Raw genomic sequence first — 23,076 nt, forward strand, 5'->3', positions numbered from 1 at the left:
TAAGCTTCTCTGCGCCGATGGTACTGCACTCGAAGGGGTGTGGGAGAGTAGGTCGCCGCCGCGCAATCTTTACAGTAAGGGCCATCCCGGTTGGGGTGGCCCTTTCTGCTTTTCCGGCGTTTTTGCGGCCGGGGCTTGCTGGGTGTGCTCGGTCTTCGACATGGTGCGGATGCCTCGTTGGCAGTGGCAGGGTGCCGGGGCCCCGGTTGACAGGACGGGCATCCGGCGACGGTAATGGGCCATTGCGTCTACGGCAGTCTCGTGGACTCCCCTCATGGACAGGGGCGTCTGTGGTCAGGCGTCGTGGACGCTCCCATGACTCGGGACGTCGGCGGCTGGCTTGTGGACCTACCGTAACGGGCCCCAGGTGTCGTTCGGGGGCCTTGACGACTGCCGGCGCTCCCGCCCCGTCGAGTGGGTGAGCTTGGAGGCGCTGCCATCGCCGGCGGCCTGGCAGCGGGGGGCTCCCGGCGGGCACGATGCATCTGCGGGACGGAAACCTGCGTCATGGAAGGCGCCAGTTTCAGCCAGCAGAACAACCAGCCCTGCGTCGCGACTGGCAAGCCGCAGCCGACAGAACCCTGCGTTGCGAGAGGGCGGGCAAGCCGCAGCGGGCAGAAGCCTGCGTCGCGAGAGGGCGGGCAGGCCGAGCCAAAGAACCCTGCGTCGCCGAAGGTGGGCGGGCCTCAGCCAACGGAATGCTGTATGGCGGGGGCCGGGTAAGCCGCAACCTGTTGCCGTCACCGTGCGCGGGCGAGGCGGAAGCCCAGGTCGTCGATGCGGAAACTCGGGTGGCTCTTGCGGCGGCACGACGCTCGGCAGCCACGAGGGCGATCATGCGCGCCACCGCCGCGGAAGACGCGATACGGGCCGTAGACGCTGGGATCGTAGACATCCCAGCACCACTCCCACACGTTGCCGATCATGTCGTGCAGGCCCCACGCGTTCGGCGCCTTGGTCCCGACATCGTGCACCTCGCCGCCGGAGTTCTCGCGGTACCAGGCGATCTCGTCCAGCTCTCCGTAGCGGACGGCGGATGTGCCGGCCCGGCACGCGTACTCCCACTCCGCCTCGGACGGGAGGCGGTAGCCGTCAGCTTCCCAGTCGCAGACCGTGTCCTGCCCGTCGGGGTCCTCCCCCATCGAGTAGCACGGTTGGAGCCCCGTCGCCGCCGACAGCTGGTTGCAGAACCGAACGGCGTCCATCCAGGAGACTTCGGTCACCGGCGTTCGCGACCTCGACGGGCTGGTGGTCGCCCCGCCGATGATGGCGTGGTACTGCTCACAGGTCACGGGATGCGGCGCCATGCGGAAGGCTCCGACCTCGACCGTCCAGTGCGTCTTCGTGCCCTCGTCCCGCAGGACGATCTCGCCGGCGGGAATCTCCACCATGTTCGCGGCGATCGCTTGGGGCGGCTTGGGTTCAGTGATCATCGCGGATCCTCCGCACATGGTCGGTACATGTCGACACGCCGGTCTGCGATCGAGGCCAGGCTTGAGGTACTGGGTGTCCATCCGGTGGGTGGTCGGTGCCACTGATTCGATGCGACTCCTTACTGTTACTGCCTCGCCATCCACTCAGGCACGGTCGTCCTCCCTGCCGAGCAGGCTGCTGTCGCCGTAGAGGACGGTGTCGAGCAGGCGCAGCATCTCGGCGGTGGCGGCGGTGCCGCCCAGGATCACGAGCTTCATACGGTCCCGTTCCTCGTCGTGGACGGTCTGGACGCGTAGAGGGTGCGCGGGGTCGTGACCGGTGTTCGCCGCGGCCTGGACGAGCGTGCTCAACCGGTCGGCCGCGGCCCGGTCGACGCCGTCGATCTGTACGATGCTCGACACCTCCGCCGACGCGACGCGGGCGGGCTGGTCCAGGTCCGGCTGCGGCCGCCCGATCAGCGCCTCGAGGTCGGCACGGGCGATCCGATACTGCTTGCCGATCCGTACCGCTTTGAGGCGGCCGGTTCGGATGTAGGCGCGTACGGTGCGCACATGCAGTCCGAGCCGGTGAGCCACCTGCTCAACGGAGTACAGTTCTTCCTTCATCAGTGCCTAACTTATGGGATTGAGGGAGTGATAGGGAAGATTGCAGTACTGCGACGCATGCCATGGGCGGTGCCCCTACGTATCGCGTGGTTGGCTCCGCCGGATTGTCGGAGACGGCCGCTACGGTGCCTGGCATGGACTTTCTCCCGCACCTCCGGCGTGAGCTGGACGCCTTCCGCGCCTGCCTTGACGGTGATCTGTCCGCGCCCATCGAGTCCTGCGGCGACTGGACGTTGCGCGACCTCGCCGAACACCTCGGCGGATCGAACCTCTGGGCCGCCAAGGCAGTGACGGAGAAGCGGGGCGACTTCGTGCCACCGGCCGCGCCGCTGGATCCCGCCGGGTTGAGGGAGTGGTTCGACGCGGCGTCGCAAACGTTGCTGGCGGCGCTGGACGTCGACCCGGCGGCCGAGGCGTGGACGTTCCACCCGCCGGCGACGGTCGGATTCTGGCAGCGGCGCCGGTGTGTGGAGGCTCTGCTGCACCGGTGGGACGCCGAGCGGGCGACGGGTACGGCCCGTCCCCTCGATCCGGAGTTGGCGGGTGAAGGGGTGGCCGAGGTGTTCGAGGTGATGGCGCCGCGCCAGATCGTGCGGGGGCGGGCTCAAGCGCCCGATCACGCGCTGCGGCTGGTTGCCTCTGACATCGGTCGTTCGTGGACGTACGGGCCGGGCGCCCCGGTGGCCGAGCTGTCCGGCAGGGCTGAGGACCTGGTGTTGATGGTGTGGGGCCGCATGCCGAGTGACGACGAGGTGTTCGGCTGGGCGGGGGATCGGTCAGCGGGGCGGCGCGTCCTAACCGGTCCGCTGACCGCCTGATCGGTTGGTCGATGTGTGCGGAAGTGGTCGATGTGTGCGGAAGTGAGGGTGACCTGCGGCGCCTGGGCGTCCGTCCCGATGGCCCGCGGCGCGCGGGTGTTCGTTCCGACGGTTGGCAGCGCGTGGGTGCCGGTCCGGGCGGTCGGCAGCGCGTGGTGCCCGTCCGGACGGAGGGGGGCGTGTGGGTGCCGGTCCTGACGGTGGTGGCGTGTGGGTGTCGGTCCGGGCGGTCGGCGGCGCGTGGTGCCCGGCCGGACGGTGGGGGCGTGTGGGTGCGGGTCCTGACGGTGGGTGGCGTGAGGGTGTCTGCGCCGGCGGCGGGCGTGCGCGGGTACGTGCCTGTCGCCGGCCGCCGGCGAGGTGCCTACGGGTTGACCAGGAGCTCTCCGGAGATGACGGTGACCGCTCGGCCTGCCAGGTCCACGCGGTCGCCCCGCGCGGTCGTACGGATGAGGCCGCCGCGGGCCGACAGCTGGGCGCCGACCAGCGAGGCCCGGCCGAGGCGAGCCGCCCAGAAGGGGGCGAGGGCACAATGAGCCGAGCCCGTGACCGGATCCTCGGGGACGCCGACGCGTGGGGCGAAGAATCGCGACACGTAGTCGTAGCGGACGGTGTCCGGAGCGGCGGAGGTGGCGTCGGCTGGTGCCGCAGGCGATTCAGTGGCTGGAACGGCGGCCTGGGCGGTGACGATGATGCCGCGCGCGTCGACGGTCTCGAGGGCGGTGATGTCGGGGTCGAGCGAGCGGACCGCTTCTTCCGACTCCAGCTCGACGAGGAGGTCGAGCTCGCTGCGTCCGGCACCTGCTACCGCAGCTCCGAGCGCCTTTTCCAGCCCGTCGGGAACAGTGGCCGGCGTCACTTCTTTGGCGGGGAAATCCATCGAGATCAGTCCGTCGGTGGAGCGATTGACGGTGAGGATTCCACCCTTCGTCGCGAATTGGATCTCTCCGTTGGCCGCTCCTGTGGAATAGAGCACATGGGCGGTGGCCAGCGTCGCGTGACCGCACAGCGATACCTCGACCGCCGGAGTGAACCACCGCAACGAATTACCCAGCAGGAACGCCGTCTCGGAGAGCCGCATCTCGGCGGCCACGGACTGCATCCAAGTGTCGGAAGCGGCTGACTCCAGGAGGCAGACAGCGGCAGGATTACCGTGGAATGCTGTGTCAGTGAAGGCGTCGACGGTGAACAGGCGCATGAGCTCGATGCTATAGGTGGCCGATATCCAGTCGAAACCGGGACGCTTGCCGTACAAAATGGAATATGTGTTGGGCGTGTCGCATGGCGAACGTCGAATCGTCGGTTACCGTCCAATGTGTAGGGACGTGCCGATTACGGTGAGTTCCTGAGGAAAGGACAAGCCGATGGGGGCAGTGCGCAAGGTGGTGAGCTACCTTGGCCTGGGCGGGATCGACCAATACGATGACGGATACGACGACGAGCAGTACGAAGACGAGTACATGCCGGCGTCGGAGCGTGCCGCGAAGCGGTGGCGGTCCACCGTCGAGTCGTCACGGATCGTGATGGTCCAGCCGCTGAAATACAACGACGCACCGTTGATCGGGCAGCATTTCCGCGAGGGGCAGACGGTCATCATGGACGTCACCGGCATGCCTATGCCGGAGGCCACCAGGATGGTCGACTTCGCGGCCGGGCTGGCCTACGGGTGCGACGGTCGGATCGAGCGCATCGCGGACCGGGTGTTCCTGCTCGCGCCCGCGCATGTGGAGATCGAGAGCACCTGACGTGTGACTGTGCGCCGGGCCGGTCCTGGGGAGGCTGGTCTGGCGCAGATGTCCACGTCAGGTGGCACATGTCCTTTCCGTATGCCCACGATCGGCCGTTGGTCCGTGCATCCCGGCCCGCTGCTCCGTGCGGCGGCTGCCCGCGTGTCGGCGTCGGACCGCACGTCGATGGCGTTCAACGGCCGGTTGGATCTGCCGTTCGCCTGGTCGAGGCGGCCAGGGTGTAGCGGTGCCGGCCGGCGTACGGGCGTACCCGGAGCGTGGTCGGCTCTTGCGGTCAGTCCTTGGGCCGGCGGGCCTGGTTCGTCTCGCGAACGACCGCCCAGGCGTCCGCCACCGGGCCCAGGTGCCGCAGCTTGTCGGGGTTGATCACCGCGCGGGTCGCCTGGATCTGTCCGTCGAGGATGTCGAGCGCCAAGGTGTTGACGACCTTGCCGTCCCGGTCGCGGAAGATCGCGCCCGGCTGGCCGTTCACCTCATGCGGCTCCACGACACCGCCGATCCGGACGAACGGCGCGACGAACGCGAGGCGACCTCCCCGAAGCCGAACCCGAACACCGCCCGCAGCACGAACACCGCCCGCTCGAGCGGGCTGAGCCGTTCCAGCAGCAACAGCGCCGCCATCGACACCGAGTCGGCCAGCTCCGCCGAGCGCACCGGATCCTCGTACGGGTCGGCCAGCAGCGGCTCGGGGAACCACTGCCCGGCATACTCCTCTCGCCGGACGCGCGCCGAGTAGTGGTAAGCGGGCCTCGACCTGCAAGAACCGGACCCGGGGGGCGGCGGCGGTGCGGGAGCGTCGGCACGCCGGCCCGAGGAAAGGGGCAGGGGCGAACGGCTGGGTGCCAGGCGGCGCGAGGGGGCGAGGGGCGGCGCGAGGGGGGAAGCGGCTGGGTGCCAGGCGGCGCGGGAGCGAGCGGCTCGGTGCTAGGCGGCGCGGGGGCCGCGGCGCAGGAGGCGGGTGAGCTCGGCGGCGTCCTCGGCCGCCTGCTTGGCGCGCTCCTCCGCCTCGCGGGCATACGCGTGCAGTGCCCAGACCGCGCCGTCGGCGAGGTCCTTGAGCTCGGCCAGGCGCCTTTCGACGTAGGCGGCGTCGGACAGCCGGGCCTGCCGCAGCCGCCAGAGCCGCCATCCACCCACGCCGGCCAGGACGGCGCCGAGCAGCGCGAGCGGCCACCACATGACCCCGGCGGCGACGAAGAGCGTGACGGCCAGCGCCAGCGCCAGGTGCGGCAGCCACGGCAGCCCGCGGTCGGGCATGCCGTCCGCGACGATCTCGCGTTCGGCGGCGGCCATGGAGGTCGCGTCGGGGCCCTCGGGGCGGAGCTCCAGGCGGTGGCCGAGCACGGGCACGGTGATCGCGTCGGGAGGCGGGAGTTCGGTGTCGGCGGCCAGCTTCGCGGCGACGTCGCGCAGGATCGGCGCGGCCACGTGCAGCGCGATGGCGGACAGGAAGGGGTCGGCGCCGGGGCGAAGGTCGTCGAGCAGGTGGCTGACGAGCGAGCCCATCGGTCCGGGAGGGCCGCCGAGCCCGGCCATCGTGCGGAGGACGGCGAGCGGCTCCTCCTCCGCCCACGCGGTGGCGGGGGCGGCGGTCGCGTTCGTGAGCGAGGTGCGCGACTCGGAGTCGGCCTGCCGGGTCGAGGTGATCTCGGTGCAGCGGGCGCGGAGCCTGGCCAGCCTGGCCGCGGCCTGGACGGGCGTGGCCAGTTCGGGGATCTCGGCCAGCTCGGGGAAGTCGACGAGCGCGGCCGGTATGACGACCGCGGGCTCGCCCGGGGCCAGGGCCTGCACCCACGCGTTCGCCTCGGTGTGGCCGGGGATGGCGAGCGCGTCGAGCCTGCGGAGGACGAAGATCTTGCCGGCCGGGCCGTACGCGCCTCTGGCGGCGGCCAGCCACAGCGCGCGCTGGCCGTGGGGGAGGGGCAGGTCGAGGGACAGCTCGCCGAAGGCGGTGCCGAGCCACGAGGCGTGGATGCGGTCGCCGTGGCCGGCCACCGCCAGGGCGAGGCAGAGGAAGAGCGCGGTGTTCTGCTGGTCGCGGCCCGCCGCCCTGGTCAGCGGTTCGAGCGGGTCGTCGCCGGCGAGGATGGCGGCCAGCGCCTGTACGGCGGGCGGCAGCCAGGAGCCCGGGTCGTCCTGGAAGGTGGGCGCGGCCGGTGGCGTGGAGCTGTCGGCGGCGAGGCTGGCCAGCAGGGCTTCGACGTATCGGTGGAGCTCCGTGGTGGCCTGGGGGCTCGCGGTCAGATCCGTTGCCAAGGCAGAGAACTCCCCCAATATCGGCCTCATTCCATGACCGCGTAAAGCCTAGCCGGGGGGCGCGCCAACCTTGCGGAGGCGCGCCCACGACTCACATGCGCTCGGGTACGGGGACGCCCAGGAGGTCGAGGCCGGTTTCGAGCACCCGCAGGGTCAGCGCGCACAGGGCGAGCCGGGAGGCGCGGGTGTCGGCGTCGACGTCGTCGCGCAGGACGGGGCACTCCTCGTAGAAGGTGCTGAAGAGGCTGGCCGTCTCGAACAGGAACGAACCGAGCCGGTGCGGCTCGACCAGGGTGGCGACCTGGTCGACGACCGCGCCGAAGCCGAGCAGGTGCAGGGCCAGGGCGCGCTCGGCCGGTACGCCGAGGACGATCGGGCCGCGCGCGTCGGCCGGATCGACCCCGGCCTTGCGGAAGATGGAGCGGATCCGGGCCGTGGCGTACTGCATGTACGGGCCGGTGTTGCCGGAGAAGCTCAGCATCCGGTCGAAGTCGAAGACGTACTCGCTGTCGTGGCTGATCGACAGGTCGGCGTACTTGACCGCGCCCATGCCGACGGCGTGGGCGATCTCGGCCTTGGTCTCCTCGTCGTAGCCGCGCTCGGCGATGGCCGCCGACGCGCGGTCGACGGCTTCCTGGAGCAGGTCGGTGAGCTTGACCGACTCGCCGGAGCGGGTCTTGAAGCGGCGGCCGTCCTTGCCGAGCATCATGCCGATCTGGACGTGCTCGGCGGAGACGGTGTCGGGCAGCCAACCGGCCTGCTTGGCGGCGGCGAAGACCATGCGGAAGTGGAGCGCCTGGTCCGCGCCGACGACGTAGAGGACGCGGTCGGCCTTGAGGTCCTCGACCCGGTAGCGGATCGCGGCCATGTCGGTGGAGGCGTAGCCGTAACCGCCGTCGCTCTTGCGGATGATCAGCGGGAGCGGCTTGTCGTCGGAGCCGGTGAACCCGGGCGGGAACAGGCAGAGCGCGCCTTCGCTCATGGTCGCCACGCCCATGGCCTGGAGGTCGTCGCAGGTCTTCTCGAGCATCGGGTTGTACATGCTCTCGCCGGCGATGTCAGCGTCGGTGAGCGTGACGCCGAGCATGTCGTAGACCTTGTCGAAGTAGCGGATGGTGGCGTCCATGAAGACGTGCCAGAGCCGCATGGTCTCGGGGTCGCCCGACTGGAGCGTGGTGACCCGCCGGCGGGAGCGGGCCTTGAACGACTCGTCGCTGTCGAACTTGACGCGGGCGGCCTGGTAGTACTCGGTGCCCTGGCCGGCCTCGAGCTGGGCGACGGCGGCCGCCTCGCCGATGTCGAGCAGGTGCTCGATGAGCATGCCGAACGGCGTGCCCCAGTCGCCGAGGTGGTTCTGCCGCACGACGGTGCTGCCGAGGTGCTCGTAGACGCGGGCCATCGCGTCGCCCACGATCGTGGTGCGCAGGTGGCCGACGTGCATCTCCTTGGCCGCGTTGGGCGCGGAGTAGTCGATCACGATGCGCTGCGGCGGCATGGCCGTGCCGACGCCGGCGCGCGGGTCGGCGAGCATCTCGTTGGCCTGGCCGGTGACCCAGCCGTCGGACAGGGCGATGTTGAGGAAACCGGGACCGCTGACCTCGATCGTGCCGGGGAAGTCGGAGAGCTGGTCAGCGATCTCCTGGGCGACCTCCCGCGGGGCTCGTCGCAGGCGCTTGGCCAGGCTCATCGCGACGTTCGCCTGGAAGTCGGCGAACTGGGAGGGCCGGATCAGCGGGTCTGCGTCGGCGTACTCGGGGCCGAACGCGGTGGCCAGCGCACGCTGGACGCGCTCGGTGAGCACTATCTGCGGGTCGGTCATGTTCCAAGGGTACCGGTGAGCCTGACCGAGACGCTGATGCACGCCGCGCCCACGACGGAGATGGCGACGGCCTCCCAGCCACCCGTGCCGAGCTCGAAGAACACGCGGGTGGCGGGGACGGCGAGCGCGACGGCGAACAGCACCGCCATCGCCCCGACGAGCACGGCCTTCCAGGCGTTGAGCGGCCGGGCGACGAGCACCAGCACCCACCAGGTGACCAGGAAGAGCGTGATGACCGCGGGCGTGCGGTCGCCGCCGGCGAGCGTGAAGGAGAGCATCACCGCGGCCCCGGTGATCAGCCCGGCCGGTACGGCGAAGCGGAGCACGCGCGGCACGAACCCCGGCAGGGACCGCTCGGCCGTCGGCGCGAGCGCGAGGAAGAAGGCGGGCACGCCGATGGTCAGCGCGTTGACCAGGGTCGAGTGCCGGGGCGCGAACGGGAACATGACGCCGAGCAGGCCGACCACGAGCGACAGCGCGAGCGCGTAGAAGGTCTTGGTGAGGAACAGGTTGGAGACGCGTTCGATGTTGGCCAGCACCTTGCGCCCCTCGGCCACCACCTCCGGGAGCGAGGCGAACCTGTTGTCCAGCAGCACGACCTGCGCGACCGCCTTGGTGGCGGGGCTGCCCGCGCCCATCGCGATGCCGAGGTCGGCGTCCTTGAGCGCGAGCACGTCGTTGACGCCGTCGCCGGTCATCGCCACCGTGTGGCCGCGCGACTGCAGCGCGGTGACGAACTGCCGCTTCTGCTGCGGGCTGACCCTGCCGAAGACGGTGTTGCCCTCCAGGATCTCGGCGAGCTTGTCCTCGTCGTCGGGGAGCGTCCTGGCGTCGACGGCGCGGTCGCCGCCGGGGATGTCGAGCGCGGTGGCGATGGCCGCGACCGCGTCGGGGTGGTCGCCGGAGATGACCTTGACGGCGACGCCCTGCTCGGCGAAGTACCGCAGCGTCTGGCGGGCGTCGGGCCTGATCCGCTGCTTGAACGTCACCAGCGCGACGGGCTCCCTGCCGTCGGTACGGCAGAGCGCCACGACGCGGGCGCCGGTCGCGGCCAGCTCGGCGGCGGTGCCGTACGCGGTGGTGCCGGGGGTCAGCAGCACGTCGGGGGCGCCGAGCGACCAGGTGCCGTGCCCGTCGAAGGTGGCGGCGCTCCACTTGCGGGCCGACGAGAACGGCACGATGTCGGTGCTGGTCCAGCCGGGCGCCTCGGGGTAGCCGGCCTGGATGGCCTGGGCGGTGGCGTTGGGGCGCGGGTCGACGTGTGCCAGGGCGGCGAGGGCGGCGTCGACGGGGGCGTCCTCCTTGAGCGGGACGACCTCGTCGAGGTCCATGCCGCCTGCCGTGAGGGTGCCGGTCTTGTCGAGGCACAGGATGTCCGTCCGCGCGAGGCCCTCGATGGCGGGCAGCTCCTGGACCAGGGCGTCGCGCTGGCCGAGCCGGACGACGCCGACGGCGAAGGCGATGCTGGTCATGAGCACCAGGCCCTCGGGGATCATGGTGACGATGCCGGCGACCGCGCCGGTGATGGCCGACCCGAAGTCCTCGTGGTTGCGCACCTGGCTGTAGATGAGCAGGGCGCCGATCGGGATGACCAGCCAGGTGATGTACCTGATGAACCGGGCGACGCCGTCGCGCAGCTCGGAGTGAGCCAGGTGGAACCTGCTGGCCTGCTCGGTGAGCCTGGCGGCGTAGGCGTCCTCGCCGACCTTCGTCGCGGTGAAGGCGCCCGAGCCGGCGACGACGAAGCTGCCGGACAGGACCTCGTCGCCGGGCCGCTTGTGGACGGGGTCGGCCTCGCCGGTGAGCAGCGACTCGTCGATCTCCAGCCCTTCGGCCGCGACGACCTCCCCGTCGACCAGCACCCGGTCGCCGGGGCCGAGCAGGACCAGGTCGCCCAGCACGATCTGGCCGGGGTGGATGCGCTGGTCGGCGCCGTCTCTCCGGACGGTGACGGGTGCCTCGTTGACCACGGCGAGGCGGTCGAGCGTGCGTTTGGCGCGCAGTTCCTGGACGATGCCGATCATCGCGTTGGCCACGATCACCAGGCCGAACAGGCTGTCCTGCCAGGCGCCGAAGATGAGGATGAGAGCGAACAGGACGCCGATGACCAGGTTGAAGAGCGTGAGGACGTTGGCCCGGATGATCGCCGACAGCGACCTGCTCGTCCGGCGTGGGACGGTGTTCTTCTTGGCGACCGCCACTTGGGCAGATGTCAGACCTTCCACGCGTTCCCCCCGAATTCCCCCGAAATCGCGGTATCGATCACCATAGCCGGTGGGGGCGATGGCCGGTCCCGAGACGCTCGCCGATGCGCGTGACGATGCCCCTGCGGGAGAGCGTCGCGGCGAGCTGGCAGGCGGCGCTGACGCCGGCGGCCTTGGCGGCGCCGTGGGCGATGACGACCGTGCCGTTCAGGCCGAGGAGGGCGGCGCCGCCGTACGCCTCGGAGTCGAGCCTGGCCGACAGGTCCCTGAGGCGGGCCCGCTGCATGAGCGCGCCCATCCTGGCCAGCGTGCTCTCGTTGACCGACGCCCGCAGCTCGGTGAGGGCGTAGCGGACCGCGCCCTCCATGGTCTTGAGCGCGACGTTGCCGGTGAAGCCGTCGGTCACGATGACGTCGACCGCGCCCGTCAGCAGCTCGTGGCCCTCGACGTTGCCCAGGAAGTGGATGCCGGGTACGGCCCGCAGCAGCTCGTGCGCGCGCCTGACGAGCTTGTCGCCCTTCTCGGGTTCGGAGCCGATCGTGAGCAGGCCGACGCGGGCGTTGCGGATGTCGTGCGCGGTCTCGGCGTAGGCGGAGCCCAGGTGCGCGAACTGCACCAGCATCTCCGGCTTGACCTCGGCGTTGGCGCCGGCGTCGAGCAGGATCGTGGGCGTGGGCCTGGTGGGCAGGGTGACGGCGAGGGCGGGCCTGATGACCGACTGCTGCGCCTTCAGCCGGAGCTTGCCGGTGGCGACGATGCCGCCGGTCGAGCCCGCGGACACCACGGCCGAGGCGTCGCCCCGCCTGAGCAGGTGGCAGGCGACGGCGATGCTGGAGCGAGGGCGGCGCAGGCTGGCGAGCGCGCCCTCGTCCATGGCGAGCGCCTCTTCCGCCCGCACGATCGGGATCTCGGAGGTGGCGTCGTGGTCGGCCAGCGACTCGTAGAGCACCCGCGGCGAGCCGACCAGGACGATCGGCAGGCCGCGCGTCCTGACCGCGTGCACGGCGCCGGCCACGATCTCGTGCGGCGCGTGGTCGCCGCCCATGGCGTCGAGCGCGATCGGCGGTTCGGACTCTGGCACAGTTCGAATCGTATGGTTGTTATGCCAGGTTCCAGTCAGTGACCCCGCGGGCCACGATGAGCTTGGCGAACATCGATCGCCCCGTGACGCGGATCAGCGGCCCGTCACCGCCCGAGCCGCCCGACACGTTGCGCTTGCCGAACATCGATGCGCCCTCGTCGATGACGTGGGCGTTCTCGGGAACCCGGATGATCATCTTGCTGAAGCGGGCGTCGGCCTGGATCGTGATCTCCCTTCCGGGCAGGACGGCGTCGGACAGATCCATGATCAGCGCGCCGAAGGTGGCGCTCAGCCTGGTGTGCCGGGAGGCGACCCAGCGGCCCTTGCGGATGACCTTGCTGAAGACCGCGTTCACGGTCTGCTGCTCGACCAGCGCGGGCCTGGCGCCGGCCGCGATGTCGGGCAGGTCGCGGGTGATGGGGACGAGCTCGCCGACGGTCTTGGCCGTGTAGGCGGCCTCGAGCCGGTCGGCGTGCTCGACGCTGGTGAGTCTGCCGGTGGCGAGGGCCTCCCCGAGGACTGCCGCGACGCGGTCGCGGTCGGCGTCGGAGGCTCGCATTGCTGCGTCGTCGGTCACAGTCCGCCAGTGTATGTCCATTCGCGATATGTCGCGAGTGGTCAAAGCTCGCCGGAAACTTGGGTTTCAGTGGAACCAGAAGGCGCCGCCGCCGCGTCCGGTAATAAGAGCCCCTAGACGCGCGAGGGGGCTCACAGGTTTACCTCCGATCGAACAAAAAAGATGGGAAAGGCCTAGTGATCTTGAATCAAGCGGGAACGCGACGCTTCAAGGCCTACACCTCCAAGCATCTCGACGAGCTCCTTCTGCGAGCGGGCCTCGACGAGACGGAGCGCCTGAAGGTCAGGGCAGTGGCCACAGTTCTGCCGTTTCGGACGAACGCGTACGTCGTCGACGAACTCGTCGACTGGTCGGCCGCACCCGACGATCCCCTCTACCGCCTGGTCTTCCCCCAGGCGGACATGCTGCCGAGCCCCGATGTGGACAGGCTCGCCGACCTCCTGAAGGCCGAGGCGCCGAACGCGGAGATCCAGGCGGAGGCCAACAGGGTCCGGATGAAACTCAACCCGCACCCGGCGGGGCAGCTCTCGCTCAACGTGCCGCGCATCGGCACGGAACCCGTGCCCGGCATGCAGCACAAGTATCCGGAGACGGTGCTCTTCTTCCCCAAACAGGGGCAGACGTGTCACGCCTACTGCACCTACTGCTTCAGGTGGGCGCAGTTCGTCGGCGACGCGGACCTCAAGTTCGCCTCCGACGACGTCGACCAGCTCGTGTCCTACCTCGGCGCGCACCCCGAGGTCACCAGCGTGCTGCTGACGGGTGGCGACCCCATGATCATGGGCGAGCCCGTGCTCAGGCGCTACGTCGAGCCGCTGCTGGAGATCGAGCAGCTGGAGTCGATCCGCATCGGCACCAAGTCCCTGGCCTACTGGCCGCAGCGCTTCACCACCGACCCCGACGCCGACGACACGCTGCGCCTGTTCGAGAGCGTCACCGCGGCGGGCAAGAACCTCGCGTTCATGGCCCACTTCTCCCATCCGCGCGAGCTGGACTCACCGCTGGTGGGGCAGGCGGTCTCGCGCATCCTCGCCTCGGGGGCGACCATCCGCACGCAGGCGCCGCTGATCAGGTCCATCAACGACGATCCCGAGGTGTGGTCGTCGATGTGGCGGCGGCAGCTCGGCATGGGGATGATCCCCTACTACATGTTCGTCGAGCGGGACACGGGACCGCAGGACTACTTCGCCGTGCCCCTCGCCAGGGCCTACGAGGTCTTCAGGGACGCGTACGCGTCGGTGTCGGGGCTCTGCCGTACGGTGCGGGGGCCTTCGATGTCGGCGACGCCGGGAAAGGTCTGCGTCGACGGCGTCACCGAGATCGCGGGGCAGAAGGTCTTCGTCCTCCATCTCATCCAGTCGCGCGACCCCTCCTTGGTCGCCAGGCCGTTCTTCGCCCGCTACGACCCGACGGCCGTGTGGCTGACTGATCTGCGGCCCGCCTTCGCCGATCGATTCCCGTGGGAGGCGGTCACGGAGGAAGCTCTCCTGCCGGCCTGAGCGGTCAAGCGGATATCCCGCTACGGAAAAATCTGAGCCCCCGGCCCGTGGCATTTGTTTCCCGTGCCGTTGTAACGGGCCGGTGGCACTCCCTTGATCGACTGGTTGGGCGTCGGGGGAATATCCGAAATCCACCCTCCCTATGTCCGGACTTGTCGACCTCCCTCTTGATCCCATGCTGGGGCTCCGACTGCGGTGGGGCCCGTGTTTCCCGGGGCTCCCGGCCGTTCGCGGTGGTGATAGAACTGCGTCGGTAGCTCAGCCGGACGGCGCGCGCTCCCTGTGGCGCCCATAGCGTGCACGCCGGCTTTCGGGGACTTCGAATCGCGATTCGAATATCGAACGACGCGAATCGAAAAAGAGCCGGGAAGGCAATCATGAAGCGAATTATCAAGGCAGCGGTAGCCGTCGCCGTCTGCGGACTCGCCGCGGCTGTGGCGGTGCCCGCGCAGGCCGACACCTCCGTCCGCGTCGACGGGAGCGGCATCGTCGAGTCCTTCGGCGTCAAGCAGGCGGCAGGCCTGAACAACCTCCCGCCGTTCGCCGAGCGCGTCTCGCTGCGGACGGACAACGAGCTCGCCGACAGGACGCTGGGCCCGGCCGCCTCGGCCACGGGCGGCTCCCTGCTCAACGGCCAGGACCTCGCGACGGTGACGCAGTCCACCGAGGCCGGCGGCCCCTACGAGGAGGTCGACCGCTTCGTCAAGTGGGTGCTGGGGATCTCCCCCAAGGAGGTCTACGAGGCCACCACGGGCGAGGAGTACCCCACCGACAACCCGATCATCGACGTGGCCGACCTCATCGACGCCGACAGCGACAGCGACACGGCCGAGGCCTCCCGCGAGGGGATGAGGAGCCGCAAGGACGCCGCCGAGGAGGGCCGCACGGGTCCCAGGCTGGCGCCCGTGGTCCGCGAGGTGGCGCCCGTCGAGGCCGCGCCGATCGCCGACACGCTGCCCGGCCTGGTGAACGCCGTTTCGCTCGACGAGATCGCCCCGCTCGTCGATGCCTCCACCGACGTCGTCGACAACAACACCAACAGGGTCGTCAGCTCGGCCGGCGAGACCCAGGGTGGGGTCGCCGAGTCGGTCGCCCAGACGACCGACCTCCACGCCGAGAACTGAGCCGAGGACACGCGGCGGCCTCACGGCCGCGCGACACCTCACCTGACGGGGGTCGCACCCCAGCACACACTTCTTGACCGCGGGCACGTCCTCCCAGGTGCCGGTAGGGCCGCAACCGCGCGTCATCACCGGTGCTGGCGGGCGTGACACCGTACGGCAAGCCCGGCCGAGCGCGTTTGCGCAGGCGCATGGCCGGGGCCAGCCGGAGGGCCGCTCCCGGGAGCGCTCCTTACGCGCCGCGACGGCGCCCGTGAACCACGACCGTTCGACGACGTTGGGACGGAACGTCGAACGGGCGGCGGTGATCGGGAGCCGGAGGGAGAGCCGGCGGCACCTGGCGCCGACTCGGCCGGCGGGCGTGAGCCACGGGCTCACGGGACGGACCGCCCGCCGGTCGGCTCACAGGTCGACCGCCACTCCTCCTCCATGACGCGGGCCGGCACGGCTGGCTCCACGAAACCGGTGGCCCTGGGTCAGGCCACCGGTTTCGCCATGTCCGCCACCACCCGTTCACCGGCGGAGCGACGGGAGAGCCCGCCCGCCCAGCCGGCAGCCGAGCGACATCAGGAAACCTCGCCGCCCAGCCGGCAGCCGAGCGACATCAGGAAACCTCGCCGTCCGGCGGGCGATGAAGCGGTATCAGGAACCCCGCCCGTCGGGACGGGGACGGAGCGGTATCAGGAACCCCGCCCGTCGGGACGGGGACGGAGCGGTATCAGGAACCCCGCCCGTCGGGACGGGGACGGAGCGGTATCAGGAACCTCGCCCGTTCGGACAGGGTGGAGCGGCATCAAGAACCGCGGCTTTCGACGGACCGTGGCCTTCCGGCAAGCGGTGGGGGAGCGGCGCAACCCCGACTTCCGGCAGGAGCCGAGGGGCGCAGACCGGTCTCTGGGACTCCCGCTCCGGTGAGCGGGCGGGAATGCCGGTGCGGGTCGTTTGTGGGCCAGGTCGCCGTGGTGGTGGCGGGGCGTACGGCCCGGCCACCCGCGGGAGATGGCCGTGGCGCGTGGACGGGGGTGAGCCGCGCCGGTCGCGGCGACCGAGAGTCCGGCGGGGCTGGACGGTAGGACGGCGGGTCGCCCTCAGCGGCCGCGACAGCGCTTCAGGGCGGTCGCGGCGGCGGGAGAGGACGGATACGGGTCAGGTGATGCGGACGCCCGTACGCCGGGCGATCTGGGCCTGGAGCCTGGCCATCTGCCAGTGCAGCTCGATCAGTTGCTCGGCGAGCTCGGCCCTGGGGATCTCGGACGGATCCTCGATGGCCAGGTGGTCAATCGCGGTCGACAGCTCTCGCATCGCGCGCCCCCACTCCATCATGTTCCTCAGCTCGAAACAGCGTTCGAATCATATCGGAACGGCGAGGGCGGTGTCAGGCCTTTCCCGGGGCGTCGCTCAGGTTTCGTACACAGGTGCGATAAAGCCTCTGGCCAGCGTGTTCGCGGTGATGTTGAAGCCGACCACGGCGGCGGGACTGTCGGGGTCGATGCCGAGCGAATCGACGCTCAGCGCGTGGACGGCGAACAGGTACCGGTGCGGGTGGCCGGGCGGCGGGGCGGCTCCGCCGTACGCCTTGGTGTTGTAGTCGTTGCGCGCATGGACGCCGGTCTTGGAGTCGGCGGTGCCGGCGCCGGTGGGCAGTTCGGTGACGTCGGCGGGGATGTCGTACAGCAGCCAGTGCCAGAAGCCGCTGCCGGTGGGGGCGTCGGGGTCGAAGCAGGTGACCGCGAAGCTCCTGGTGCCCTCGGGGGCGCCCGACCAGCGCAGGTGGGGCGAGAGGTTCTGGCCTGTCATGCCCCAGTCGTCGAACACGTGGGCGTCGGGCAGGCGCTCCCCGTCGCGGACGTCGTCGCTCTCGACGGTCAGGGCGGGGACCTCGGGCAGGAAGTCGTAAGGAATGGGCGGCTGTGCGGGCAAGATGCACCTCCGGTGAGTACGCGGGCTTACCGTCTCCCATCTTCCACCCGGAAGGGCGGCGATGGTGATCGGCTTCCCGGTACCCGGCGGGTCTTTGCCGGGAGGCCCCGGCTCAGCCCTTGTTGTAGGCGGCGATGACCTCCTTGGGGTCACCGTCCATCCTGATCTTGCCCTTGTGCAGCCAGATGACCCTGTTGCAGGTCTCCTCGATCACCTTGAGGTCGTGGGCCACGAGGAACACCGTGCCGGCCGACTCGCGGATCTGCTTGATCCGCTTCTCGCTCTTCTTGCGGAACTCCCGGTCGCCGGTGGCCAGGGCCTCGTCGATCAGCAGCACGTCGTGCGTCTTGGCCGAGGAGATGGCGAAGCGCAGGCGGGCGCCCATGCCGGAGGAGTAGGTGGACATCGGCAGCTGCACGAAGTCACCGATGCCGGAGAAGTCGACGATCTCGTCGTACTTCTCCTTGACCTGCGCGGGGGTCATGCCCATGGCGTAGCAGCCCAGCACGATGTTGCGCTCGCCGGTCAGCTCGCGCATCAGCGCGGCGTTGACGCCGAGCAGGGACGGCTGGCCGTCGGTGTAGACCGCGCCCGAGTGGGGCGGCAGCAGGCCGGCGATGGCCCGCAGGAGCGTGGACTTGCCCGAGCCGTTACGGCCCACGATGCCGATGGCGTCGCCGTGGTAGGCCACGAACGTGACGCCCTTGACCGCGTGGACCTCCTTCATCTGCGGCCGCCCCTGGCGCTTGACCATGCGCATGAGGGCGTTGACCGCGTTGCCCTTCTCGTGGTCGGAGGTGGCGCCGTAGACGCGGTAGACGATGTGGAGGTCGTCGACGATGACGGTGGGAGTACCCGTCGTGGGAGCGGGGGGCTCCGGGTTGGGGTGGACCCTGACGTCCTTGTTGGGGACGCCGGGCTCCTCAGCCTTCACTTGGGACAGCTCCTCCGTCAACTCAGCCACGGCCGTACCTCTCCTCGGCGCGCCAGAAGTACCAGAAGCCGAAGGCGAGTGCGAACACTGCCCAGAATACGCAGCTCATCCAGACCCACGGACGGGGGCTGTGGTCGTCGATCAGGATGTCGCGCATGAACTCGATGTACGAGGCCGCGGGGTTGGCGTACATGATGTCCGCGACCCACTGCGGCAGGCCCGCGCCGTCGGGTGAGACCACCTTCTCCTGGATGGAGAAGAAGACGCCGGAGGCGTACAGCCAGGTGCGCATGATGAAGGGCAGCAGCTGGTTCATGTCGCGCACGGCGGAGCCGACGCGGGCCATGACCAGGCTGGCGCCCACGTTGAACATCGTCTGCAGCAGCAGCGCGACCGGGATCATCAGCCAGAACAGGGTGGGGAACTCGCCGGTGACGACGACGATCGCCAGCAGGATGCCCATGGAGATGACGAGCTGCTGGAGCTCCTGGATCGTGTACGCCAGGGGCAGCGCCGCGCGCGGGAAGTGCAGGGCTCTGATCAGCGAGAGGTTGCCCGAGACCGACTTGGCGCCCGCCGTCACCGACCGCTGTGTATAGGTGAAGACGAACATCCCCGTGAGGAGGAAGGCAGTGTAGTTCTCGATGGTGCCCTTGCCGCCGAGGATGAGGCCGAACATCAGGTAGTAGATGCCGGCGTTCAGCAGCGGCGTCAGCACCTGCCACAGCTGGCCGAGCGCCGAGCTGCTGTACTTCGAGACGTTGCGCGAGGTCGCGTACGTCTTGATGAAGTGTCGGCGCTCCCAGAGTTGGCGCAGGTAGGCGTGGAACCTCGGCCGTGCGATGGCACGGCGAAGCCCGTATCGCTTGGCGAGCTTGCTCAGCGGTTCTCCGCTGCGGCCGCCCGCCTGGGCGTCCGCGACCGCGGATTCCGGCTGGCTCATGGCAAGGACTCTATTGGATCCTGGTAGGTGGGGTGCTTCGCGCGGCGGTTTGCCGCAGAGAGTTGGACGTCGCCTTGGGGAGGTCGGGTTCCATGTCCGGTCCAAGACTTGGTCAACGGTAGCCCAGGAGCGCTCGCGGTGTGCCTGTGGTGAGAGCACTGTCCGATGAGGTGTATTTTGACTCGACGATTCAGGTGCCTTGCTCATCCCATAATGACCGGTTTGTCCTCATGAAGGGTCCCCCACGACCGGTGGGCGGATGAGTGTGACGCCGGACTCGCAGACGTGTGACCGAACTGCAATGTGCCAGAGACTCGCTGGTGGCAAGTAGTGAGGGATAGTCGCGATCGACTGGCAGGGCGTCAGCTGGTTTGACCATGTCAGCCAAACCCGGGGGACAGACAAGGCTCCTCCGTCAGGCTGCCTAGGACTTCGCAGCTCAGCGCTTACGCCCACCTGTAGAGGGAGGAAAATCTACTAATGCGTGTTACTAAGGGCGCACAGATCGTCGCCGGTACCGCGCTTCTGGCCGTCGCGGTCGCCGCGTGCGGCGGGGGCGGCGGTGGGACGACCGGCAACTCCAGCGGAGGGTCCGCCGCCCAGCCGGTCAGGGTCGAGATCGCCAAGCCGCAGCACGAGCTGAGCCCCACCAACACCAACGACACCAGTGGTGCCGAGGTGCTGAACGCGCTGTTCGTCGGCCTTGTCGACTACGACAAGGACAAGAACGTCGTCCTCCGTGGCGCGGAGTCGATCGAGCCTGACGCCGAGTCCAAGGTCTGGACGATCAAGCTGAAGGACGGCTACAAGTTCCACAACGGCGAGGCCGTCACCGCCAAGAGCTACGTCGACGCCTGGAACGCCGCCGCCTACGGCCCCAACGTCCAGGAAGGCGGCCACTTCTTCTCCGCCGTCGAGGGCTACGACGACGTCGCCCCCCTCGACCCGGACGGCGAGGAGGGCCCGCAGAAGGCCCCCGAGCCCAAGGCCAAGACCCTCGCGGGCCTCAAGCTCGTCGACGACAAGACCTTCACCGTCACGCTGGCCCACCCCTACTCGGGCTTCAAGACGATGCTGGGCTACACCACCTTCATGCCGATGCCGAGCGTGGCCTTCGACGGCAACGGCGGCATCAAGAAGGAGTTCGGCGAGAACCCGATCGGCAACGGCCCCTTCAAGATGGCCAAGCCGTTCAAGCCCGCGACCGACACCACCATCTCGCTCGTGCGCTACGACGAGTTCGTCGAGGGCAAGGCGAAGGTCGACGCGGTCGACTTCAAGATCTTCAGCGACCTCGGCACCGCGTGGAACGAGCTGCGGGCCGGCAACCTGGACATCATGGACCAGCTGCCGCCCGAGGCCATCGCCACCGCCAAGCAGGAGCTGGGCGACCGCTACATCGAGCAGCCGTCCTCCGGTGTGGGCTACTTCGGCTTCAACACCAAAAACGGCGAGGCGTGGGCCAAGAACGTCGAGCTGCGCAAGGCCCTCTCGATGGCGATCGACCGGAAGACCATCACCGAGCAGGTCTTCTCCGGCACCCGCGTGCCCGCCGACGACTTCGTCAGCCCCATCGTGGCCGGCTACCGCAAGGGCGCCTGCACCGCGTGCGTCTACGACCCCGCCAAGGCCAAGGAGCTGTGGGACAAGAACGGTGGCGGCAAGGGCCCCGTCACCCTGGCCTACAACGGTGACGGCGGCCACAAGGAGTGGATCGAGGCCGCTGCCAACAACCTGCGCCAGAACCTGGGCGTCGACGTGAAGGCCGAGTCCTACGAGTCCTTCGCCTCCATCCTCGACGAGCTGGACAAGGGCAAGGTCGGCGGCGCCTTCCGCATGGCCTGGATCATGGACTACCCGTCCATGGAGAACTACCTGCGTCCGATCTACGGCACCGGCGGCAGCTCCAACCACGGCCGCTACTCGAACAAGGACTTCGACGACCTGCTGGTCAAGGGCGACTCCGCCAAGACCGACCAGGAGGGCATCACGTTCTACCAGCAGGCGGCCGACCTGCTGGTGAAGGACATGCCGTACGTGCCGGTGTACTTCTACCAGACCAACGCTGGTTACTCGCAGAACGTCAAGAACGTGACCATCGACCCGTTCGAGCGGATCGACCTGGCCAAGGTCGAGCGGGCCTCCTGACCATGACCCGCACTCTCGGGCGGGCGTCCACCAGATGCCGTTCCGAGGGGCCCTGAACAACTGAAGGGCAGCCCGGAGGTTGCCGGGCTGCCCTTCGCAATGATCGGGAGACATCATGGGCCGCTACGTGATCAGGCGCCTGCTCCAGGCGATCCCTGTTCTACTGGGTTCCACATTCCTCATCTTCTGCACCGTCTATGCCCTGCCCGGCGATCCCGTGGCCATCCTGGGCGGTGAACGCCGCATCGACCCCGTGCTCGCGGCGCAGCTGCGCGAGCAGTACGGGCTCAACGATCCGCTGATCGTCCAGTACTGGCACTACATCTCGGGAATCTTCGTCGGCGACTTCGGCGAGACGTTCCAGGGCGTGCAGGTCTCCGACCTGTTCGCCGGAAAGTTCCAGGTCACCATCCAGCTCGCGGTCACCGCCCTCGTCATCGAGGCGATCGTCGGCCTGGGTCTGGGCCTGCTCGCCGCCCTCCGCCGCGGCCGCTGGGAGGACCACGCCATCCTGGCCCTCACGCTGCTGCTGGTGTCGGTCCCCACGCTGGTGAGCGGCTTCGTCCTGCAGCTCATCCTGGGCGTCAAGCTCAAGACCTCGGCGGGCATCGACTTCTTCCCCATCTCCGGCACCGACGCGGGGTGGCGCAGCTTCCTCGTGCCGGGCTTCGTGCTGGCCGGCACGTCGATCGCCTACCTGGTCCGGCTCACCAGGACCAGTCTCATGGAGACCCTGAGGGCCGACTACATCCGTACGGCGGTCGCCAAGGGCATGCCCCGCCGGAGGGTTCTCGGCAGGCACGCGCTGCGCAACTCGCTCATCCCGTTGATCACCTATCTGGGCGCCGACCTCGGCTCGCTGATGGGCGGCGCGGTCATCACCGAGGCCATCTTCAACCTGAACGGGATCGGGCAGCAGCTCTTCCAGTCGGTCGCAAGGCGCGAGAACGCCGTCGTCGTCGGCATCGTCACGGTTCTCGTTCTCGTGTACCTGCTCGCGAACCTCATCGTCGACCTGCTGTACGCCGTCCTAGACCCCAGGATCCGCTATGAGTGACACGAACACCGTCACGGCGCCCAAGGCGCCCTCGCGCAGGAAGCCGAAGGAGAGGAAGCCGGCCAGTCTCTGGTCGGACGCCTGGTACGACCTGCGCAGGAACAAGGTCTTCGTGGCCGGCTCGCTCATCGCGATCGTGCTGGTCCTGATGGCGCTCTTCCCCAGCGTCTTCGCGCCGCAGAACCCCAGCGCCTGCAACCTGGCCGACGCACGCCAGGGCATCAGCTCGGCCCACTGGTTCGGCCTCGACAACCAGGGGTGCGACACCTACGCGCGCGTCATCCACGGCGCGAGGGTCTCGATCCTCGTCGGTGTGCTGACCTCGCTCGTGACCGGCCTGGTGGGCGGCACGCTCGGCCTGATCGCCGGGTTCTACGGCCGCTACGTGGACGTGATCCTCTCCCGCGTGGCCGAGATCTTCTTCGCCATCCCCTCGATCCTCGGCGCGCTGCTGCTGCTGTCGGTCGTCGGCAGGGACAAGGCGGGCGTCTGGACCGTCGTGATCGCGCTGGCGATCCTGGCCTGGCCGATGGTGCTGCGCATCATGCGCGCGGCCGTCATCACCGCCAAGAACCAGGACTACGTCACCGCGGCGCGGGCGCTGGGCGCGAGCCCGTGGCGCATCTCGGTCCGGCACATCCTGCCCAACGCGCTGGCACCGGTCATCGTGGTCTGCACGATGAACCTGGGCGTGTTCATCGCGGGCGAGGCGGCGCTGTCGTTCCTCGGGGTCGGCATCCAGTCGCCCAACATCTCGTGGGGTCTGATGATCGCCGACGCGCGCAACAGGTTCCTCATGGCTCCGGAGCCGCTGATCTTCCCGGCGGTCTTCCTGAGCATCACGGTCCTGAGCTTCGTCATGATCGGCGACGCCGTACGCGACGCACTCGACCCGAAGCTGCGATAGAGAGG

General features: G+C 69.3%; 21 protein-coding genes. 7 read left to right on the forward strand and 14 right to left on the reverse strand.

Annotation, left to right across the window (positions count from 1 at the left end):
- Positions 1-740 precede the first annotated feature (740 nt).
- Both ACWEVS_RS23395 and ACWEVS_RS23400 read right to left on the reverse strand, forming a co-directional pair.
- Entirely contained in the window at positions 741-1,391 is a 651-nt protein-coding gene (locus ACWEVS_RS23395; protein WP_452553420.1) for a formylglycine-generating enzyme family protein, read from the reverse strand.
- A 186-nt stretch (positions 1,392-1,577) separates the two neighbouring features.
- Positions 1,578-2,039, reverse strand: a complete 462-nt coding sequence (locus ACWEVS_RS23400) for a helix-turn-helix domain-containing protein (protein WP_452553270.1) — start codon at positions 2,037-2,039, stop codon at positions 1,578-1,580.
- Positions 2,040-2,173: 134 nt separating this feature from the next.
- Between ACWEVS_RS23400 and ACWEVS_RS23405 the strand changes: the two genes are divergently transcribed.
- Complete coding sequence (locus ACWEVS_RS23405) at positions 2,174-2,857, forward strand: maleylpyruvate isomerase family mycothiol-dependent enzyme (RefSeq protein ID WP_452553272.1); 684 nt, start codon at positions 2,174-2,176, stop codon at positions 2,855-2,857.
- Between the two features lie 364 nt (positions 2,858-3,221).
- Here ACWEVS_RS23405 and ACWEVS_RS23410 read toward each other — a convergent pair whose 3' ends face one another.
- Positions 3,222-4,055, reverse strand: coding sequence for a PhzF family phenazine biosynthesis protein (locus tag ACWEVS_RS23410; RefSeq protein ID WP_452553274.1), 834 nt, complete (start codon positions 4,053-4,055; stop codon positions 3,222-3,224).
- Positions 4,056-4,221: 166 nt separating this feature from the next.
- Between ACWEVS_RS23410 and ACWEVS_RS23415 the strand changes: the two genes are divergently transcribed.
- Positions 4,222-4,602: a cell division protein SepF gene (locus tag ACWEVS_RS23415; protein ID WP_354914201.1), complete on the forward strand. Its 381-nt coding sequence runs from the start codon at positions 4,222-4,224 to the stop codon at positions 4,600-4,602.
- Positions 4,603-4,879: 277 nt separating this feature from the next.
- Here the strand turns inward: ACWEVS_RS23415 and ACWEVS_RS23420 are convergent, their stop codons facing one another.
- From ACWEVS_RS23420 to ACWEVS_RS23450, 7 genes are all read right to left on the reverse strand, one after another.
- Positions 4,880-5,077: a hypothetical protein gene (locus ACWEVS_RS23420; protein ID WP_452553276.1), complete on the reverse strand. Its 198-nt coding sequence runs from the start codon at positions 5,075-5,077 to the stop codon at positions 4,880-4,882.
- Positions 5,074-5,259, reverse strand: coding sequence for a sigma factor-like helix-turn-helix DNA-binding protein (locus tag ACWEVS_RS23425; protein WP_449918617.1), 186 nt, complete (start codon positions 5,257-5,259; stop codon positions 5,074-5,076). The genes ACWEVS_RS23420 and ACWEVS_RS23425 overlap by 4 nt, the downstream gene beginning before the upstream one ends.
- A gap of 270 nt (positions 5,260-5,529) precedes the next feature.
- Positions 5,530-6,861: a hypothetical protein gene (locus ACWEVS_RS23430; protein ID WP_452553278.1), complete on the reverse strand. Its 1,332-nt coding sequence runs from the start codon at positions 6,859-6,861 to the stop codon at positions 5,530-5,532.
- 91 nt (positions 6,862-6,952) lie between these two features.
- A complete protein-coding gene (gene argS / locus ACWEVS_RS23435; RefSeq protein ID WP_449918612.1) occupies positions 6,953-8,680 on the reverse strand; it encodes an arginine--tRNA ligase in 1,728 nt (575 codons plus the stop codon).
- Positions 8,677-10,881, reverse strand: a complete 2,205-nt coding sequence (locus ACWEVS_RS23440) for an HAD-IC family P-type ATPase (protein ID WP_452553279.1) — start codon at positions 10,879-10,881, stop codon at positions 8,677-8,679. Before ACWEVS_RS23440 ends, argS begins: the two co-directional genes overlap by 4 nt.
- 61 nt (positions 10,882-10,942) lie before the next feature.
- A complete protein-coding gene (plsX, locus tag ACWEVS_RS23445) occupies positions 10,943-12,004 on the reverse strand; it encodes a phosphate acyltransferase PlsX (RefSeq protein WP_449918668.1) in 1,062 nt (353 codons plus the stop codon).
- A complete protein-coding gene (locus tag ACWEVS_RS23450) occupies positions 11,985-12,542 on the reverse strand; it encodes a DUF1707 SHOCT-like domain-containing protein (RefSeq protein ID WP_449918608.1) in 558 nt (185 codons plus the stop codon). The genes plsX and ACWEVS_RS23450 overlap by 20 nt, the downstream gene beginning before the upstream one ends.
- A gap of 176 nt (positions 12,543-12,718) precedes the next feature.
- Here ACWEVS_RS23450 and ACWEVS_RS23455 point away from each other — a divergent pair, with 176 nt between their 5' ends.
- Positions 12,719-14,041 carry a KamA family radical SAM protein gene (locus tag ACWEVS_RS23455; RefSeq protein ID WP_449918606.1) on the forward strand — a complete coding sequence of 441 codons (1,323 nt, stop codon included), beginning with the start codon at positions 12,719-12,721 and terminating at the stop codon, positions 14,039-14,041.
- A gap of 377 nt (positions 14,042-14,418) precedes the next feature.
- Complete coding sequence (locus ACWEVS_RS23460) at positions 14,419-15,165, forward strand: hypothetical protein (RefSeq protein ID WP_449918604.1); 747 nt, start codon at positions 14,419-14,421, stop codon at positions 15,163-15,165.
- Between the two features lie 1,143 nt (positions 15,166-16,308).
- Here ACWEVS_RS23460 and ACWEVS_RS23465 read toward each other — a convergent pair.
- The 4 genes from ACWEVS_RS23465 to ACWEVS_RS23480 form a co-directional block, all read right to left on the reverse strand.
- Positions 16,309-16,464, reverse strand: a complete 156-nt coding sequence (locus ACWEVS_RS23465) for a hypothetical protein (RefSeq protein ID WP_192781480.1) — start codon at positions 16,462-16,464, stop codon at positions 16,309-16,311.
- A gap of 96 nt (positions 16,465-16,560) precedes the next feature.
- Positions 16,561-17,082, reverse strand: a complete 522-nt coding sequence (locus ACWEVS_RS23470) for a YbhB/YbcL family Raf kinase inhibitor-like protein (RefSeq protein ID WP_354914219.1) — start codon at positions 17,080-17,082, stop codon at positions 16,561-16,563.
- 112 nt (positions 17,083-17,194) lie between these two features.
- Positions 17,195-18,046, reverse strand: a complete 852-nt coding sequence (locus tag ACWEVS_RS23475; RefSeq protein WP_452418335.1) for an ABC transporter ATP-binding protein — start codon at positions 18,044-18,046, stop codon at positions 17,195-17,197.
- Positions 18,039-18,959 carry an ABC transporter permease gene (locus tag ACWEVS_RS23480; RefSeq protein ID WP_449918600.1) on the reverse strand — a complete coding sequence of 307 codons (921 nt, stop codon included), beginning with the start codon at positions 18,957-18,959 and terminating at the stop codon, positions 18,039-18,041. Before ACWEVS_RS23480 ends, ACWEVS_RS23475 begins: the two co-directional genes overlap by 8 nt.
- Positions 18,960-19,439: 480 nt before the next feature.
- On the opposite strand from ACWEVS_RS23480, the gene ACWEVS_RS23485 reads away from it, so the two are divergent.
- The 3 genes from ACWEVS_RS23485 to ACWEVS_RS23495 all read left to right on the forward strand — a co-directional run bounded on the left by ACWEVS_RS23485 (position 19,440) and on the right by ACWEVS_RS23495 (position 23,071).
- Positions 19,440-21,107 (forward strand): peptide ABC transporter substrate-binding protein, encoded by a 1,668-nt coding sequence (locus tag ACWEVS_RS23485; protein WP_449918597.1) that lies wholly within the window; start codon positions 19,440-19,442, stop codon positions 21,105-21,107.
- Positions 21,108-21,222: 115 nt separating this feature from the next.
- Positions 21,223-22,164, forward strand: coding sequence for an ABC transporter permease (locus ACWEVS_RS23490; RefSeq protein ID WP_449918596.1), 942 nt, complete (start codon positions 21,223-21,225; stop codon positions 22,162-22,164).
- Complete coding sequence (locus ACWEVS_RS23495) at positions 22,157-23,071, forward strand: ABC transporter permease (RefSeq protein ID WP_449918594.1); 915 nt, start codon at positions 22,157-22,159, stop codon at positions 23,069-23,071. Before ACWEVS_RS23490 ends, ACWEVS_RS23495 begins: the two co-directional genes overlap by 8 nt.
- Positions 23,072-23,076: the final 5 nt, after the last annotated feature.

It is taken from the genome of Nonomuraea sp. NPDC003754 (assembly GCF_053605785.1).

Coding starts and splice junctions, on each gene's coding strand:
- ACWEVS_RS23395 (WP_452553420.1), bottom strand. CDS start 1,391: ATGGTGGAGATTCCCGCCGGCGAGATCGTCCTGCGGGACGAGGGCACG.
- ACWEVS_RS23400 (WP_452553270.1), bottom strand. CDS start 2,039: ATGAAGGAAGAACTGTACTCCGTTGAGCAGGTGGCTCACCGGCTCGGA.
- ACWEVS_RS23405 (WP_452553272.1), top strand. CDS start 2,174: ATGGACTTTCTCCCGCACCTCCGGCGTGAGCTGGACGCCTTCCGCGCC.
- ACWEVS_RS23410 (WP_452553274.1), bottom strand. CDS start 4,055: ATGCGCCTGTTCACCGTCGACGCCTTCACTGACACAGCATTCCACGGT.
- ACWEVS_RS23415 (WP_354914201.1), top strand. CDS start 4,222: ATGGGGGCAGTGCGCAAGGTGGTGAGCTACCTTGGCCTGGGCGGGATC.
- argS (WP_449918612.1), bottom strand. CDS start 8,680: ATGACCGACCCGCAGATAGTGCTCACCGAGCGCGTCCAGCGTGCGCTG.
- ACWEVS_RS23460 (WP_449918604.1), top strand. CDS start 14,419: ATGAAGCGAATTATCAAGGCAGCGGTAGCCGTCGCCGTCTGCGGACTC.
- ACWEVS_RS23465 (WP_192781480.1), bottom strand. CDS start 16,464: ATGCGAGAGCTGTCGACCGCGATTGACCACCTGGCCATCGAGGATCCG.
- ACWEVS_RS23480 (WP_449918600.1), bottom strand. CDS start 18,959: ATGAGCCAGCCGGAATCCGCGGTCGCGGACGCCCAGGCGGGCGGCCGC.
- ACWEVS_RS23485 (WP_449918597.1), top strand. CDS start 19,440: ATGCGTGTTACTAAGGGCGCACAGATCGTCGCCGGTACCGCGCTTCTG.
- ACWEVS_RS23490 (WP_449918596.1), top strand. CDS start 21,223: ATGGGCCGCTACGTGATCAGGCGCCTGCTCCAGGCGATCCCTGTTCTA.
- ACWEVS_RS23495 (WP_449918594.1), top strand. CDS start 22,157: ATGAGTGACACGAACACCGTCACGGCGCCCAAGGCGCCCTCGCGCAGG.